Origin of the sequence: Saccharopolyspora sp. 7B, from assembly GCF_020177435.1 — a bacterium.
GTDB classification, from domain to species: Bacteria; Actinomycetota; Actinomycetes; order Mycobacteriales; family Pseudonocardiaceae; genus Saccharopolyspora_C; species Saccharopolyspora_C gregorii.
In genome coordinates this window covers 1-17,690 of record NZ_JAIUKC010000050.1, presented here as the reverse complement: position 1 = coordinate 17,690, position 17,690 = coordinate 1, and the positions used below count along the sequence as shown (strand labels likewise).

General features: G+C 77.0%; 2 protein-coding genes. Both read left to right on the top strand.

What is annotated here, in order from left to right:
- Nucleotides 1–19 precede the first annotated feature (19 nt).
- A complete protein-coding gene (locus LCD33_RS09735) occupies nucleotides 20–9,265 on the top strand; it encodes a type I polyketide synthase (protein WP_224977744.1) in 9,246 nt (3,081 codons plus the stop codon).
- Nucleotides 9,266–9,279: 14 nt separating this feature from the next.
- The coding region (locus LCD33_RS09730) for a type I polyketide synthase (protein WP_224977743.1) at nucleotides 9,280–17,690 on the top strand (8,411 nt) is incomplete at its 3' end.

Sequence of the window (17,690 nt, the reverse complement as noted above, 5' to 3'; positions counted from 1 at the left end):
CCGAGCAAAGGACTGACCGGTGCAGGATGACCAGCAGGACAAAGTCGTCGACTACTTGCGGCGGCTCACCGTCGACCTGCGCCACGCGCGCAGGCGCATCGAGGAGCTGGAGGACCGCGAGCGGGAACCGATCGCGGTGGTCGGCATGGCGTGCCGCTACCCGGGCGGGGTCCGTTCGCCGGAGGACCTGTGGGAGCTGGTGGCGGCGGGCGCGGACGCGGTGTCGGACTTCCCCGCGGACCGCGGCTGGGACCTGGCGGCGCTGCGCCGCGACAGCACCACCACGACCGGCGGTTTCCTGGACGACGCGGCGGGGTTCGACGCGGAGTTCTTCGGGATCTCCCCGCGCGAGGCGCAGGCGATGGACCCGCAGCAGCGGTTGCTGCTGGAGGTGTGCTGGGAGGCGGTGGAGCGCGCCGGGGTGGTGCCGGCGGCGTTGCGCGGCACCCGGGCCGGGGTGTTCGTCGGCTCCTACCACTGGGGCCGGTCGCAGGCGGTGGCCGCGGACCTGGGCGGACACACGATGACGGGCACGGCGGCGAGCGTGCTGTCCGGCAGGCTCGCGTACGCGCTGGGCCTGGAGGGCCCGGCGCTGACGGTGGACACGGCGTGCTCGTCGTCGCTGGTGGCGCTGCACCTGGCGGCGCGGTCGCTGCGCGCGGAGGAGTCGTCGCTGGCGATCGTCGGCGGGGTGACGGTGCTGTCGGACCCATCGTTGTTCGTGGAGTTCAGCAGGCAGGGCGGATTGTCGGCGGACGGGCGCTGCAAGGCGTTCTCGGCGGACGCGGACGGCACGGGCTGGGCGGAGGGCGCCGGGGTGCTGGTGCTGCAACGGCTCGCCGACGCGCGTCGGGAGGGGCGCGAGGTGCTGGCGGTGCTGCGCGGCAGCGCGGTGAACCAGGACGGCGCGTCGAACGGGCTGACGGCGCCGAACGGCCCGGCGCAGCGGCGGGTGATCGAGCGGGCGCTGGCGAGCGCCGGGCTCGAACCGTCCGATGTGGACGCCGTCGAGGCGCACGGCACGGGTACTCCGCTGGGTGATCCGATCGAGGCGCAGGCGCTGCTGGAGGCCTACGGGACCGGCCGGGACCGGCCGCTGTGGCTGGGTTCGTTGAAGTCGAACATCGGGCACGCGCAGGCCGCCGCCGGCGTCGGTGGCGTGATCAAGGTGGTGCAGGCGATGCGGCACGGCGTGCTGCCGCGCACCTTGCACGCGGCGGAACCGTCACCGCACGTGGACTGGAACTCCGGTTCGCTGCGCCTGCTGACCGAGCAGGTGGACTGGCCGGGCACCGATCGGCCGCGGCGGGCCGCGGTGTCCTCGTTCGGGGTGAGCGGCACCAACGCGCACGCCGTGCTGGAGCAGGCGCCGCCGGTGGCGGCCGGCGAGCCCGGCGACGCGGCACCGGAGTCCGGTGGCACCGTCCCGTGGGTGCTCTCCGCCCGCACCGAGCGGGCGTTGCGCGCGCAGGCCGAGCGGCTGGCCGACCACCTCGGCTCCGCCGAGCCGGATCCGGTGGACGTCGGGCATGCGCTGCTGCGCACCCGCTCGTCGTTCGAGCACCGCGCCACCGTGCTCGGCGCGGACCGGGAGCGGCTGCTGTCCGGGTTGCGCTCGCTCGCCGCGGACACCCCGGACCCGTCGGTCGTGCGGGGCGTCGCGGACGTCGGCGCCGACGGCGGGATCGTGTTCGTCTTCCCCGGCCAGGGCGCCGCGTGGGCCGGGATGGGTCGCGCGCTGCTGGTCGAGTCGCCGGTGTTCGCGGCGCGCATCGCCGAGTGCGAGCAGGTGTTCGCCGAGTTCGTGGACTGGTCGCTGGTGGCGGTGCTGCGCGGCGAGGACGGCGCCCCGTCGCTGGAGCGCGACGACGTGCAGCAGCCGGCGACGTTCGCGGTGATGGTGGCGCTGGCCGAGCTGTGGCGGTCCCGCGGCGTCGAACCCGATGCGGTGGTGGGCCATTCGCAGGGCGAGATCGCGGCCGCGGTGGTGGCCGGGGCGCTGTCGTTGCGGGACGGCGCGCAGCTGGTCGCGCGGCGCGGGAAGGTCATCGGCGAACGGCTCGCGGGGACCGGCGGCCTGCTCTCGGTGGCGCTGCCGCGCGACGACGCGCAGCGCCGGATCGAGGGCCGGGAGCTGTCGCTGGCCGCGGTGAACGGCCCGGCGTCGGTGGCGGTCTCCGGTTCGGAGGCCGAGCTGGACGCGCTGGCCGCGGAGCTCGTCGCGGAGGACGTGCGGGTCCGCCGGGTCCCGATGGACTACCCGTCGCACTCCGCGCACGTCGAACCGCTGCGGGCGGAACTGCTCGCCGGGTTCGCCGGGATCACCCCGCTGGTGCCGCGGGTCCCGTTCCGCTCCACCGTCACCGGCGAGTGGTGCACCGCGGCGGACACCGGCCCCGAGCACTGGTTCCGGAACATGCGCGGCACCGTGCTGTTCGCCCCGGCCGTGGACGCCCTGCTGGCGGACGGTTTCCGGGTGTTCCTGGAGATCGGGGCACACCCGGTGCTGACCGCGGCCGTGCAGGACCTGATCGAGCGGCACGAGGTGCCCGCCGTCGCCCCCGGCACGCTGCGCCGCGACGACGGCGGGCTCGACCGGTTCCTGACCGCGGCGGCCGAGGTGTTCGTCCGCGGCGCCGGGGTGGACTGGTCCCGCGACCTGTCCGGTGGCCGGGTGGTGGACCTGCCGACCTACGCCTTCCAGCACCAGCGGTTCTGGACCGGGCCGTCGCGGGCGGGCGATGCGGTGGACGCGGAGTTCTGGGCGGCGGTGGAGCAGCGGGACGCGCGGGCGCTGACCGCGAACCTGGACGTGGACGAGCGGGCGCTGGCCGCGGTGCTGCCCGCGCTCTCGGCGTGGCGGGAGCAGCGCCGCGCGGCCTCGGCGGCCGACGCGTGGCGCTACGAGGTGGGCTGGACACCGGTGGACGACCTGGGCGGGGTCCCGCCGGGCCGCTGGCTGCTGGTCGGCACCGGCGAAGACGACGAGGTGGCGGACGCGCTCGCCGCGTGCGGCGTCCAGGTCGAGCGGCTGGTGCTCGACGAGTCCCACCTGGACCGGGACGTGCTCGCCGCCGGGCTGGCCGATGCGGGCGGGGTCGCGGGCGTCGTCTCCACGCTCGCCGGCCACGAGGAGCCGGGGGAGCGGTACCCGGACCTGCCGCTGGGCTTGGCGTTGACCGTCTCCCTGGTGCAGGCGCTCGGCGACGCGGGTCTCGACGCTCCGATGTGGACGGTCACCCGGGACGCGGTGGCCGCGGCCGCGGACGACGCGGTGGCGAACCCGGTGCAGGCGCAGGTGCAGGGCGTGTCCTGGACGGCGGCGCTGGAACATCCGCTGCGCTGGGGCGGGACCGTGGACCTGCCCGCACGACCGGGCGAGCGGGACGCGTCGCTGCTGGCGGCGGTGCTCGCCGACCCGCGCGGTGAGGACCAGCTGGCCGTCCGGGACGGCGCGGTGCTGGCCCGCCGCGTGGTGCGCGCCGCCGCACCGCGCCCGGTGCGCAGCTGGGAACCGCGCGGCACGGTGCTGATCACCGGCGGCACCGGCGCGATCGGGCCAGACCTGGCGCGCTGGCTCGCCGAGCGGGGTGCGGGGCGCATCGTGCTCACCTCGCGGCGCGGCCCGGATGCCGAGGGCGTGCCGGAGCTGGTCGCGGAACTGGCCGAGCTCGGCACCGAGGTCACCGTCGAGTCCTGCGACGTCGCCGACCGGGACGCGCTCGCCGCGCTGCTGGACCGGCTCGCCGCCGCGGGCCACGAGATCCGCACCGCGGTGCACGCGGCCGTCACCATCGAGCTGGGCGCGCTCGACGAGCTCGACCTGGACTCGGTGCAGCGGGTGGTGCGCGCCAAGGTCGCCGGGGCGCGGCACCTGGACGCGCTGCTCGGCGCCGAGCTGGACGCGTTCGTGCTGTACTCCTCGATCGCCGGGATGTGGGGCAGCGGGTCGCACGCCGCCTACGCGGCCGGGAACGCCTACCTGGCGGCGCTGGCGCAGCAGCGGCGCGCCCGCGGGCTGACCGCCACCTCGCTGCACTGGGGGAAGTGGCCGGACTCCCCGGAGCTGGCCGCCGCCGACCGGCACGGGGCGCGCCGCAGCGGGCTGCGCATCCTCGACCCGGCCACCGCGTTCACCGCGCTGCACCGGGCGCTGGACGAGGACGCCGCGGTGCTCGCGCTGACCGACGTGGACTGGGCCGAGTACCACCAGGTGTTCAGCGCCGCCCGGCCCACCACCCTGTTCGACGACCTGCCCGAGGTGCGGGACCGGGCGGACGCCCCGGCCGAGACCGGCGGGTTCGCCGAGCGGCTGCGCGCGCTGCCCGCCGAGGAGCGGGCCGCGCTGCTGCTGGACCTGGTGCGCGCCGAGGCGAGCGCCGCGCTCGGCGGCTCCGGTGCGCTCGCCGACCACCGCGCGTTCCGCGAGGTCGGCTTCGACTCGGTGACCACCGTGGAGCTGCGGAACCGGCTGGTGCGCGCCACCGGACTCGCGCTGCCCAGCACCGTCGTGTTCGACCACCCGTCGCCCGCGGCGCTCGCCGACCACCTCGGGACCTGGTTCGACGGGGCCGGGGGGGCCCGCGTCGAGGTCCGCGGGCCTGCGGACGAACCGATCGCGATCATCGGCACCGGCTGCCGGCTGCCCGGTGGCGTCACCGGTCCCGACGAGCTGTGGCGGCTGGTGCGCGACGGCGTCGACGCGATCGGGCGGGCGCCGCGGGACCGCGGCTGGGACCTGGCCGAGCGCTACGACCCGGACCCGCAGCGGGCCGGGCGCACCTACTCGCTGCTCGGCGGTTTCCTGGACGACCCGGCGGGGTTCGACGCGGAGTTCTTCGGGATCTCCCCGCGCGAGGCGCAGGCGATGGACCCGCAGCAGCGGCTGCTGCTGGAGACCGGCTGGGAAGCGCTGGAACGCGCCGGGATCGACCCGGCGTCGCTGCGCGGCACTTCCACCGGCACCTTCGTCGGCGCCACCCACCAGGGCTACAGCGCGAGCACCTTCGGCATCGACGACGGCACCGAGGGCCAGTACATCACCGGTGCCGCGGCGAGCGTGCTCTCCGGCAGGCTCGCCTACCTGCTCGGCCTGGAGGGCCCGGCGCTGACCGTGGACACCGCGTGCTCGGCGTCGCTGGTGGCGCTGCACCTGGCGTGCCGCTCGCTGCGCTCCGGGGAGAGTTCGCTGGCGCTGGCCGCCGGATCGACCGTGATGGCCGGGCCGCAGGACTTCCTCGGGTTCAGCAGGCTGGGCGCGCTGGCCGCGGACGGGCGCTGCAAGGCGTTCGCGGCGGACGCCGACGGGATGAGCCTCGCCGAAGGCGTCGGCGTCCTCGTGCTGGAACGGCTCTCCGACGCGCGCCGGAACGGGCACCCGGTGCTGGCGGTGGTGCGCGGCTCGGCCACGAACCAGGACGGCGCCTCGAACGGGCTGACCGCGCCGAACGGGCCCGCGCAGCAGCGGGTCATCCGCGCCGCCCTCGCCGACGCCGGACTCGAACCGTCCGAAGTGGACGCCGTCGAGGCGCACGGCACCGGCACCGCCCTCGGCGATCCGATCGAGGCGCAGGCGCTGCTGGCCACCTACGGCGCGGCCGAGCGGACCTCGCCGCTGTGGCTGGGGTCGCTGAAGACGAACATCGGGCACTCGCAGGCCACCGCGGGCATCGCGGGCGTGCTCAAGGTGGTGGAGGCGATGCGGCACGGCGTGCTGCCGCGCACCCTGCACGCCGCCGAACCGACCGGGCACGTCGACTGGTCCGCGGGACGGGTGCGGCTGCTCACCGACGAGGTCGAGTGGAACCCGGGACGGCCGCGGCGGGCGGGCGTGTCCGCGTTCGGCATCAGCGGCACCAACGCGCACGTCGTCCTGGAGCAGGCCCCGGCGGAACCCGCCGCCGAGCAGGAACCGCCCGGCAGCCGCGACGGGATCGTGCCGTGGGTGCTGTCGGCGAAGTCCGAGGCCGCGCTGCGCGAGCAGGCCGCCCGGCTCGCCCCGGTCGCGCCCGACACCGACCCGGCGGAGCTCGCGTGGTCGCTGCTGACGACCCGCGCCCGGTTCGAGCACCGCGCGGTGGTGCTCGGTGCGGACACCGGCGAACTGGCCGCCGGACTGGACGCGCTCGCCACCGGCGGCGCCGGGGACGCGGTGCGCGGCAGCGACGTCGGCGGGCCCGGCCCGGTGTTCGTCTACCCGGGTCAGGGTTCGCAGTGGCGCGGCATGGGGCGCGCGCTGCTCGCCACCTCCGCGGTGTTCGCGGACGCGGTCGACGAGTGCGAGCGCGCGCTGGCGCCGCACGTGGACTGGTCGCTGCGCGAAGTGCTCGACGGGACCGCCGACCCGGAGCTGGCCGAGCGGGTCGACGTGGTGCAGCCCGCGCTGTTCGCCACCATGATCGCGCTCACCGAGCTGTGGCGGGCGCACGGCTGCACGCCGTCCGCGGTGATCGGGCACTCGCAGGGCGAGATCGCCGCGGCCTGCGCGGCGGGCGCGCTGTCCCTGCCGGACGCGGCGCGGGTCGTGGCGCTGCGCAGCAAGGCGCTGCTGGCGCTGGCCGGGCAGGGCGGCATGGTGTCGCTCGCCCTGTCCGCGGAACGTGCCACCGAACTGCTCGAACCGTGGGCGGGGCGGGTGTCGCTGGCCGTGGTCAACGGGCCGTCCTCGGTGGTGGTGTCCGGCGAACCCGGCGCGCTGGAGGAGCTGCTCGCCGAGTGCGGGCGCCGCGAGGTCCGCGCCCGGAAGGTCAACGTGGACTACGCCTCGCATGGCCCGCACGTCGAGCAGGTGCGGGCGGAGCTGGCCGAGGTGCTGGCCCCGATCACCCCGCGCCCGGCGGCGATCCCGTTCTACTCGACCGTCACCGGGCAGCGGCTGGACACCACCGGCCTGGACGCCGGCTACTGGTTCGCGAACCTGCGCCGAACGGTGCGGATGGCCGAGGCGACGCGCGCGCTGCTGGCCGACGGCCGCCGCGCGTTCGTCGAGATCAGCCCGCACCCGGTGCTGGCCGCGGCCGTCGAGGAGACGATCGAGGACGCCTGCCCGGATCCGGCGGTCGTGCTCGGCACGCTGCGCCGCGACGACGGCGGCCCGCACCGGTTCCTGCGCTCGCTGGCGGAGGCGCACGCGCACGGCGTCGAGGTGGACTGGACGCGCACCCTCACCGGCGCGCCCGCCCGGGCCGTGCCGCTGCCGACCTACCCGTTCCAGCACCGGCAGTACTGGTGGGCACGGCGCGCGGAACGCGGCGGCGCACCCGATTCCGCGTTCTGGGAGCTGGTCGACCGCGGCGATCCGGCGGCGCTGTCCGCGGAACTCGGCGTGGACGGCGCGGCGGTGCTACCCGCGCTGGCCCGCTGGCGGGATCGGTCCCGGCACCGCGCCGAGGTCGAGGAGCTGCGCTACCGGATCGGCTGGACCCGGCTGCCCGCGGCCGAGCGCGCGGGCACCCGGCTGGTGGTGGTGCCCGATTCCGCGGACGAGTGGACGTCGGCGGTGCTCGACGCGCTCGGGCCGGACGTCGACGTGCTCCGCACCAGCGCCGCGGACCGCGCCGAGCTCGCCGCCGAACTGCGCGCGGCCACCGCGGACCGCGAGTTCCGCTCGGTGCTCTCGCTGCTCGCCGCGGCCGCGCACGACCCGGTGCGCGCCGCGCTGGTGCAGGTGCAGGCGTTCGCCGACGCCGGTCCGGCCGCGCCGCTGTGGTGCGCGACCCGCGCCGCGGTGTCCGTGGCCGGTGAGGACGTGCGCCCCGAGCAGACCGCCGCGTGGGGCCTGGGCCGCGTCGCCGCGCTGGAGCTCCCGGACCGGTGGGGTGGCCTGCTGGACCTGCCGGCGGAGCTGGACGAGGCGACCGCGCGGCTGCTGCCCGGCGCCGCGTCCGGGGCGGAGGACCAGGTGGCGCTGCGCGGTGGACTCGCGCACGGCCGCAGGTTGCTGCGCCCCGCCCCCGCGTCCGGCGACGGGTTCCGCACCGGCGGGACCGCGCTGATCACCGGTGGCACCGGTGGCGTCGGCTCGTTCGTCGCGAAGTGGGTCGTGGAGCGCGGCGCCGAGCACGTGGTGCTCGCCGGCCGGCGCGGCCCGGCCGCGCCCGGTGCGGACCGGGTCGCCGCCGAGCTGCGGGAACTGGGCGCGCGGGTCACCGTCGCCGCCTGCGACGTGGCCGACCGGGACGCGCTGGGGAAGCTGCTGGCCGAGGTCGGCGAGCTGCGCTCGGTGTTCCACGCCGCCGGTGTCGCCGACGGTGACGCCCCGGTGCTCGAACTCACCGGGCAGCGGCTGGACGCGTTGCTGCGCGCCAAGCGGGACGCGGCGCGGCACCTGCACGAGCTCACCGCCGGGCACCCGCTGGACGCGTTCGTGCTGTTCTCCTCCGGCGCCGCCGCCTGGGGCAGCGGCGGGCAGCCGGGGTACGCGGCGGCGAACGCCTTCCTCGACGGCCTGGCCGAGCACCGCCGCGCGCGCGGGCTGCCCGCCACGTCGGTGGCCTGGGGCACCTGGGGCGAGTCCGGGATGGCGGCCGACGACGCGACGGGCGACCGGTTGCGCAGGCAGGGGGTCCCCGCGATGCGGCCGGACGTCGCGCTCGGCGGACTCGACAGGTCCATCGTGGACGGTGCGGCGACGGCGGTGGTCTCCGCGCTGGACTGGGAGAAGTTCGCCCCCGGCTTCACCGCTGCCCGGCCGAGCCCGCTGCTGGCCGAGCTCCCCGAGGCCCGCGCGGTGCTGGACGCCGCACCCGCGGCCGCCGACTCCGGCGGGCTGCGGGACCGGTTGCGAAGCCTGCCCGCCACCGAACGGGCCAAGGCGCTGCTGGAGGTGGTGCGCGGGGAAGCCGCCGCCACCCTCGGTCACGACGGCGCGCACGCCGTCCCCGCGTCCCGCGCGTTCAAGGACGTCGGCTTCGACTCGGTGACCGCGGTCGAACTGCGCAACCGGCTGCGCACCACCACCGGGCTGCCGCTGCCCGCGGCGCTCGTGTTCGACCACCCGACCCCGTCGGCGCTGGCCGCGCACCTGGCCGCCGAGCTGTTCGGCGACGCCGCGGACCGGCCGGCCGATCCGGACGACCACATCCGCGAGGTCCTCAGCACCATCCCGCTCGGCAGGCTGCGCCAGGCGGGCCTGCTGGACGTGGTGCTGCGGCTGGCCGAGGACGACCCGGAGCCCGCCGCGGCCGAACCCGCCGCGGCCGCAGACTCCATCGACGACATGGACGCCGAGAGCCTGCTGCGGCTGGCGACCGGCACCAGCGAGTGAACCGGGGGAACGGGATGACCGACTCCAACGCCCAGTACGTCGAAGCGCTGCGCTCCTCGCTGAAGGAGGTCGAGCGGCTGCGCGAGCAGAACCAGCGGCTGGTGTCCGCGGCGGCCGAGCCGATCGCCGTCGTCGGCATCGGCTGCCGGTTCCCCGGCGGCGTCGGTACGCCCGAGCAGCTGTGGGACCTCGTCGCGGCCGAACGCGACGCGATCGGGCCGTTCCCCACCGACCGCGGCTGGGACCTGGAGCGGCTGCGCGGCGAGGGGCCCGGTTCCAGCCTCGCGCTCGAAGGCGGATTCCTGGACGGCATGGCGGAGTTCGACGCCGAGTTCTTCGGCATCGCCCCGCGCGAGGCGGTCGCGATGGACCCGCAGCAGCGGCTGCTGCTGGAGACCGCGTGGGAGGCGCTGGAACGCGCCGGGATCGACCCGGCGGCGCTGCGCGGCTCGGCGACGGGTGTGTTCGCCGGCACCACCGGGCAGGACTACGGCAAGGTCCTGGACGCCTCCGACGAGGACGTGGAGGTGTACTCGACGACCGGGCACGCGGCCTGCGTGCTGTCCGGGCGGTTGTCCTACCTGCTGGGTCTGGAGGGCCCGGCGATCACGGTGGACACCGGCTGCTCGTCCTCCCTGGTGGCGCTGCACCAGGCGGTGCAGGCGCTGCGGTCGGGGGAGTGCTCGCTGGCGCTGACCGGCGGTGCCTCGGTGATGGCGACTCCGGGCCCGTTCACCTCGTTCACCGCGCAGCACGGGCTGGCCGCCGACGGCCGGTGCAAGCCGTTCGCGGCGGGTGCCGACGGGACCGGCTGGGGCGAGGGCGCCGGGGTGCTGGTGCTGGAGCGGCTGTCCGACGCGCGCAGGAACGGCCGCGAGGTGCTGGCGGTGGTGCGCGGCAGCGCGGTCAACCAGGACGGCGGTTCGAACGGGCTGACCGCGCCGAACGGCCCGGCGCAGCAGCGCGTCATCCGCGCGGCGCTGGAGAACGCCCGCCTCGCACCGTCCGATGTGGACGTGGTGGAGGCGCACGGGACCGGGACCTCGCTGGGCGATCCGATCGAGGCGCAGGCGCTGCTGGCGGCCTACGGGCAGGACCGGGACGAACCGCTGTGGCTGGGCTCGGTGAAGTCGAACATCGGCCACACCCAGGCCGCCGCGGGCGTCGCCGGCGTGATCAAGGTGGTGCTGGCGATGCGGCACGGCGTGCTGCCGCGCAGCCTGCACGCCGACGCGCCCTCCGGCGACGTGGACTGGTCCGCGGGCGAGGTCCGGCTGCTCACCGAACGCCGGGACTGGCCGCAGCGGGACCGGGCGCGCCGCGCGGGCGTGTCGTCCTTCGGGATCAGCGGCACCAACGCGCACGTCGTCGTCGAGCAGGCCCCGCCGGTCGAGCCCGCCCCGCGCGAGCAGCGGGTGGCGCCGGAGGTGGTGGCGCTGCCGGTGTCCGCCCGCGACCCGGAGGCCCTGTCCGCGCAGCTGGACCGGCTCGACGCGCACCTCGCCGCGCACCCCGGCCTGGCGCCGCTGGACGTGGCGCTGACCCTCGCGTCGGCGCGGTCCGCGTTCGAGCACCGCGCGGTGCGGCTCGCCGGACCGGACGGCGTGGTCGCGGTCGCGGAGGGCGAAGCGGCGCCGGAGTGCGCCTCCGCCTTCCTGTTCGCCGGGCAGGGTGCGCAGCGGCTCGGCATGGGCCGGGAGCTGCACGCCCGATTCCCCGCGTTCGCCGAAGCGCTCGACGCGGTGTGCGCCGAGCTCGATCCGCACCTGCCGCGCCCGCTGCGCGAGGTGATGTGGGGCGAGGACGCGGAGTCGTTGCAGCGCACCGAGTTCGCCCAGCCCGCGCTGTTCGCCGTCGAGGTCGCGCTGTTCCGGCTGCTGGAGAGCCACGGCGTGCACCCGGACCACCTGGTGGGCCATTCCATCGGCGAGATCGCCGCCGCGCACGTGGCCGGCGTGCTGTCGCTGCCGGACGCGGCGAAGCTCGTCGCCGCCCGCGGCCGGGTGCTGCAGGCCCTGCCCGCCGGGGGCGGGATGCTCGCGGTGCGGGCCACCGAGGACGAGGTCGCGGAGCTGCTCGACGAGCGGGTGGGCATCGCCGCGATCAACGGACCCGACTCGCTGGTGCTCTCCGGCGACGCCGCGCGCCTCGACGAGATCGCCGCGCGCTGGGCGGAGGATGGGCGCAGGACGACGCGGCTCGCGGTCAGCCACGCGTTCCACTCTCCGCTGATGGACCCGGCGCTCGCCGAGTTCCGGGCCGTCGTGTCCGAGCTCAGCTTCGGCACCCCGCGGCTGCCGATCATCTCCACGCGCACCGGCGGCACCGGTGCCGACTTCGGCGACGTCGAGCACTGGGTGCGGCACGTGCGCGAACCCGTGCGGTTCGCCGACGCCGTCGGTGTGCTGGGCGGGCGCGGCGTGCGCGCCTTCCTGGAGCTCGGCCCGGACGGCGCGCTGTCCGCCCTGACCGCCCGGTTGCTGCCGGACGCGGTGGCGGTGCCGCTGCTGCGCGCCGACCGCGGTGAGGAGCGCACCGCGTTGACCGCGCTGGCCCGCGCGCACGTCGCGGGGGTGCCGGTGGACTGGGCCGCCGTGCTGGACGGCACCGGTGCCCGGCGGGTGGACCTGCCGACCTACCCGTTCCAGCGCCGCCGCTTCTGGCCCACGACCTCCCGGACCCGCGGTGGTGCCGCACCCGCCGCGGGTCCGGGATCCCACCCGCTGCTGGGGGCCCGGGTGGAGCTCGCCGGCGGCGACGAGGTGCTGTTCGAGTCGGTGCTGTCGGTGGCGGCGCAGCCGTGGCTGGCCGGGCACGTCGTCGGCGGCCGGATCCTGCTGCCGGGCACCGCGTTCCTGGAACTGGCGCTGCGTGCGGCGGACGAGACCGGGTGCGCGGGGGTGGCGGAGCTGGCGCTGGCCGCGCCGCTGGTGCTGCCTGCCGATGGCGCGGTCCGTGTGCAGGTGCGCGTCGCCGCGCCCGGGGCGGACGGCAGCCGCACCGCGGACGTGTTCGCCCGCGCCGACGAGGACGCGCCGTGGATCCGGCACGCCACCGGTGTGCTCGGAGCCGCCATCGATCGCGGGGTGCCGCTGACCGAGTGGCCGCCCGCGGCGGAACCGGTGGACCTGGCCGGGTCGTACGAGCGGCTGGCGGAGCTCGGATTCGACTACGGTCCCGCGTTCCGCGGGTTGCGGCGGGTCTGGCGCGGCGACGGCGAGGTGTTCGCCGAGGTCGAGCTGCCGTCCGATGTGGACGCCGACGAGTTCGGCCTGCACCCGGCGCTGCTGGACGCGGTGCAGCAGGCGGCCGCGTTCGCCGACCTGGGGCCGATCAGCCGGGGCGGGCTGCCGTTCGCCTGGGAGGGCGGCGCGCTGCACGCGACCGGCGCCGCCGCGGTCCGCGCCCGCCTCGCCCGCGCCGGCGAGGACGCGGTGTCGGTGGTCGTCGCGGACGGGCGGGGCGCACCGGTCGCCACCGTGGATTCCCTGCTGGCGCGGGAGGTTCCGGCCGAGGGCGTCGGTGCCGCCGCCACCGCGCGCGAGGCGCTGTTCCGGCTCGACCACGAACCGGTCCGCGCCGAGGAGCGGCCGGAGCGGGTGACTGCGCTGGCGCCGATCGGGGCGGCGTGGGACCTGGCGGGCCTGCTCGGCGCGCCGGAGGTCCCGGACCTCGCCGCGCTCGCGGACGAGCCGGGGCCGGTCGTGGTCCCGGTGCGCGGTGGCCCCGACCTGGCGATCTCCGCGCACGAGCTCACCGCGACCGCGCTGGCGCTGGTCCAGGACTGGCTCGGCCGGTTCGACGACTCGCGACTGCTGTTCGCCACCGCTGACCCGGCGGCCGATCCGGCGGCGGCCGCGGTGCACGGCCTGGTCCGCGTCGCGGCGACGGAGCACCCGGGCCGGTTCGGCCTGCTCGTGCTCGACGATCCGGAGCCGGACGCGCTGGCCGCCGCGATCGCGACCGCGGAACCGGACGTGCTGGTGCGCGGCGACCGGGTGCTCGCGGCCCGGCTGGCCCGCGCCGACGTGCCCGCCGAACCGGCCACCTGGGATCCGGACGGCACCGTGCTCATCACCGGTGGCACCGGTGGGATCGGCGCCGAGCTGGCCCGGCACCTGGTGCGGGAGCGGGGCGTGCGGCACCTGCTGCTGCTGAGCCGCCGCGGCCTCGACGCCGCGGGCGCCCCGGAACTGGCCGCGGACCTGCGCGAACTCGGTGCGGACGTGGTGGTGGCGGCCTGCGACGCGGCCGATCGCGCGGCGCTGGCGGAGGTGCTGGCCGGGGTTCCCGAATCGCACCCGCTGCGGGCCGTGGTGCACGCGGCGGGCGTCGTCGACGACGGCGTGCTGGCGGCGCTCGACGCGGAGCGGCTGGCGGCGGTGCTGCGGCCGAAGGTGGACGCGGCCTGGAACCTGCACGAGCTGACCGGGGACCTGGACGCGTTCGTGCTGTTCTCCTCGGTCGCGGCCGCCTTCGGCAGCGCCGGGCAGGGCAACTACGCGGCGGGCAACGCGTTCCTGGACGCGCTGGCCCGGCACCGGCACGCCGCCGGACTCCCCGCGACCGCGCCGGCCTGGGGGCCGTGGACGCGGGACGTGGGCATGACCGGGGTGCTCGGCGACGACGACGTGGCGCGCCTCGCCCGCTCCGGGATGCCGCCGCTGGACGTCGCCGACGGCCTCGCGCTGTTCGACGCGGCCGTCGCGGGCGACGACCCGGCACCGCTGACCGTGCGCCTGGACCTCGCGGGCCTGCGCTCGCGCGGGGAGGTCGCGCCGCTGCTGCGCGGCCTGATCCGCACCCCCGGGCGCCGCACCCGCGCGGCGGGTGGCGCGTCGAGCGGGTTCGCCGCCCGGCTCACCGGTCTGACCGAAGTGGAGCGCCGGGAGGCGCTGCTGGAGCTGGTGCGCGGCCGGGTCGCCGTGGTGCTCGGGCACTCCGGCGCGTCCGCGGTGCCCGCGAGCAGGCGGTTCCAGGACCTCGGGTTCGACTCGCTGACCGCCGTGGAGCTGCGCAACGGCCTCGGCGCCGACACCGGGATGCGGCTGCCCGCGACGCTCGTGTTCGACCACCCGACCCCGGAGGCGCTCGCCGGTTTCCTGCACGAGGAGCTGTTCGGCGCCGAACCCGAGGTCACCGCCGCGGTTCCGGTGAAGTCCGATGTGGACGATCCGGTGGTGGTCGTCGGCATGGCCTGCCGCTACCCAGGCGGGGTGTCCTCGCCGGAGGACCTGTGGCGGCTGGTGTCCGAGGGCGCCGACGGCATCACCGGGTTCCCCACCGACCGCGGCTGGGACCTCGACCGGCTCTACGACCCGGACCCGGACGTGCCGGGCCGCACCCACGTGCGCGCGGGCGGTTTCCTGCACGAGGCCGCCCGGTTCGACCCGGCGCTGTTCGGGATGAGCCCGCGGGAGGCGCTGGCCACCGACTCCCAGCAGCGGCTGCTGCTGGAGACGTCGTGGGAGGCCCTGGAGCGCACCGGGATCGACCCGATGTCGTTGCGCGGCAGCGGAACCGGCGTGTTCGCCGGGGTGATGTACAACGACTACGGCACCCTGCTGCCCGGCGCCGAGTTCGAGTCGCACCGCGCCAACGGCAGCGCGCCGAGCGTCGCCTCCGGCCGCGTCGCCTACACCTTCGGCTTCGAAGGACCGGCCGTCACCGTCGACACCGCCTGCTCGTCCTCCCTGGTGGCGATGCACTGGGCGGCGCAGGCGCTGCGGTCGGGGGAGTGCTCGCTGGCGCTGGCGGGCGGGGTGACGGTGATGTCCACGCCCGGAACCTTCGTCGACTTCTCCCGGCAGCGCGGCCTCGCCGCGGACGGGCGCTGCAAGTCGTTCTCCGCCGCGGCCGACGGCGTCGGCTGGGCTGAGGGCGTCGGGATGCTGGTGCTGGAGCGGCAGTCCGACGCCGAGCGGCACGGGCACGAGGTCTTGGCGGTCCTGCGCGGGAGTGCGGTGAACCAGGACGGGGCGTCGAACGGGCTCACCGCGCCGAACGGGCCGTCGCAGCAGCGGGTGATCCGGCAGGCCCTCGCCGTCGCCGGACTGTCCACTTCGGACGTGGACGCGGTGGAGGCGCACGGCACCGGTACCACCCTCGGCGACCCGATCGAGGCGCAGGCGCTGCTGGCGACCTACGGGCAGGACCGGGACGAACCGCTGTGGCTCGGTTCGGTGAAGTCGAACCTCGGGCACACCCAGGCCGCCGCGGGCGTCGCCGGGGTCATCAAGACCGTGCTCGCCATGCGGCACGGCACCCACGCCCGCAGCCTGCACGCCGCGGACCCCAGCGGCCACGTCGACTGGGACGCGGGAGCGGTGCGGCTGCTCGCCGACGCGCGCCCCTGGCCGGCGGACGCGCACCCGCGCCGCGCCGGGGTGTCCTCGTTCGGCATCAGCGGCACCAACGCCCACGTCATCCTCGAACAGGGCCCCGCGCCGTCCCCGGCGGAGCGGCCCGACGAACCCGGCGTGCAGCCCTGGGTGCTGTCCGGGCACACCCCGCAGGCGTTGCGCGCCCAAGCCGCCCGGCTGCTCGCCCGGGTGCAGGCCGGGTCCGGATCCCGCGCCGACCTCGGCTACTCGCTGGCCACCACCCGGGCCGAGCTCGAACACCGCGCGGTGCTGCTCGCCGCCGAACCGGACGAACTGCTCGGCGGGCTCGCCGCGCTCACCACCGGCGAACCCGACCCGCGGGTCGTCGCCGGTGCCGCGACCGGCGGCAAGCTCGGCGTGCTGTTCTCCGGGCAGGGCGCGCAACGCCTCGGCACCGGCCGCGAGCTGCACGCCCGGTACCCCGCGTTCGCCACCGCCTTCGACGCGGCCGCCGCCGAGCTCGACCGGTACCTGGAGCGCCCGCTGCGGGAGGTGCTGTGGGGCGAGGACGCCGACCTGCTCGACGGCACCGGGTACGCGCAGCCCGCGCTGTTCGCCGTGGAAGTGGCGCTGTTCCGGTTGCTGGAATCCTGGGGCGTGCGGCCGGACCACCTCGCCGGGCACTCCATCGGCGAGGTCGCCGCCGCGCACGTCGCCGGCGTGCTCGACCTGCCCGACGCGGCCCGGCTCGTCGGCGCCCGCGCCCGGCTGATGGGGGCGCTGCCCCCGGGCGGGGCGATGATCGCGGTGCAGGCCACCGAGGACGAGGTGCGGCCGCTGCTGGACGAATGCGTCGACCTCGCCGCGATCAACGCGCCCGGCTCGGTCGTGCTCTCCGGCGAGGCGGAGGTGGTCGAGCGGCTCGCGCGGCGGTTCGCCGACGACGGCCGCCGCACCCACCGGCTGCGCGTCTCGCACGCCTTCCACTCGCCGCTGGTGGAACCGGTGCTCGACGAGTTCGCCGCCGAACTGGCCGAGCTCACCTTCCACGCGCCGCGCATCCCGATCACCTCCGACGTCACCGGCGCCCTCGCCGGGCCCGAGATCGCCACCGCCGAGTACTGGGTGCGGCACGTCCGCGCCTGCGTCCGGTTCGCCGACGGAGTGCGGACCCTGCACGAGCACGGGGTGCGCACCTTCCTGGAGGTCGGGCCGGACGCGGCGCTGACCGCGCTCGTGGCCGAAACCCTCGCCGATGAGGACGCCACCGCGCTGCCCGCGCTGCGCCGCGACCACGACGAGCAGCGCGCCCTGCTCACCGCGCTCGCCCGGCTGCACGTCCGGGGCGTCCCGCTGGACTGGGCCGCGCTGTTCCCCGGCGCCCACCGCGTCGAGCTGCCCACCTACGCGTTCCAGCACGAAGTGTTCTGGCCCGCGCCCGCCACCCCCGCGGGCGACGCCACCTCGCTCGGGGTGCGGCCGGCGGAGCACCCGCTGCTCGGCGGGACCGTGGAGCTCGCCGACACCGGGGAGACCCTGTTCACCGGCAGGCTCTCCACCGCCGCGCAGCCGTGGCTCGCCCAGCACGCCGTGCACGGGGCCGTGCTGCTGCCCGGCACCGCGTTCCTCGAACTGGTCACCCGCGCCGGGGACGAGGTCGGCTGCGACCGGGTCGACGACCTCACCATCGGCCGCCCCCTCGCGCTGCCCGCCACCGGGGCGCTGCAGCTGCAGGTGCGGCTCGGCGCCGAGCAGGCCGGGCGCCGCGTCGTCGAGGTCCACACCCGCCCCGAAGGGGACCCGGAACTGCCGTGGACCCGGCACGCCGCGGGCACCCTCACCACCGGTGCGGACGCCGAACCGGCCGTGCTCACCGAATGGCCGCCGGCCGGGGCGGTCCCGGTGGACCTGGAGGGCTGCTACGACGCGCTCGCCGACGCCGGGTTCGAGTACGGCCCGCTGTTCCGCGGGCTGACCGCGGCGTGGGGGGGGGGGGGCGCGGGGGGGGGCGCGGGGCGGGTGGCGGGACCCGCGCGCGCCGCCGCCCCCCCCCCCGGGGGGCCCCCCCCGCCCGCCCCCGCCCCCCGGCCCCCCCCCGCGCC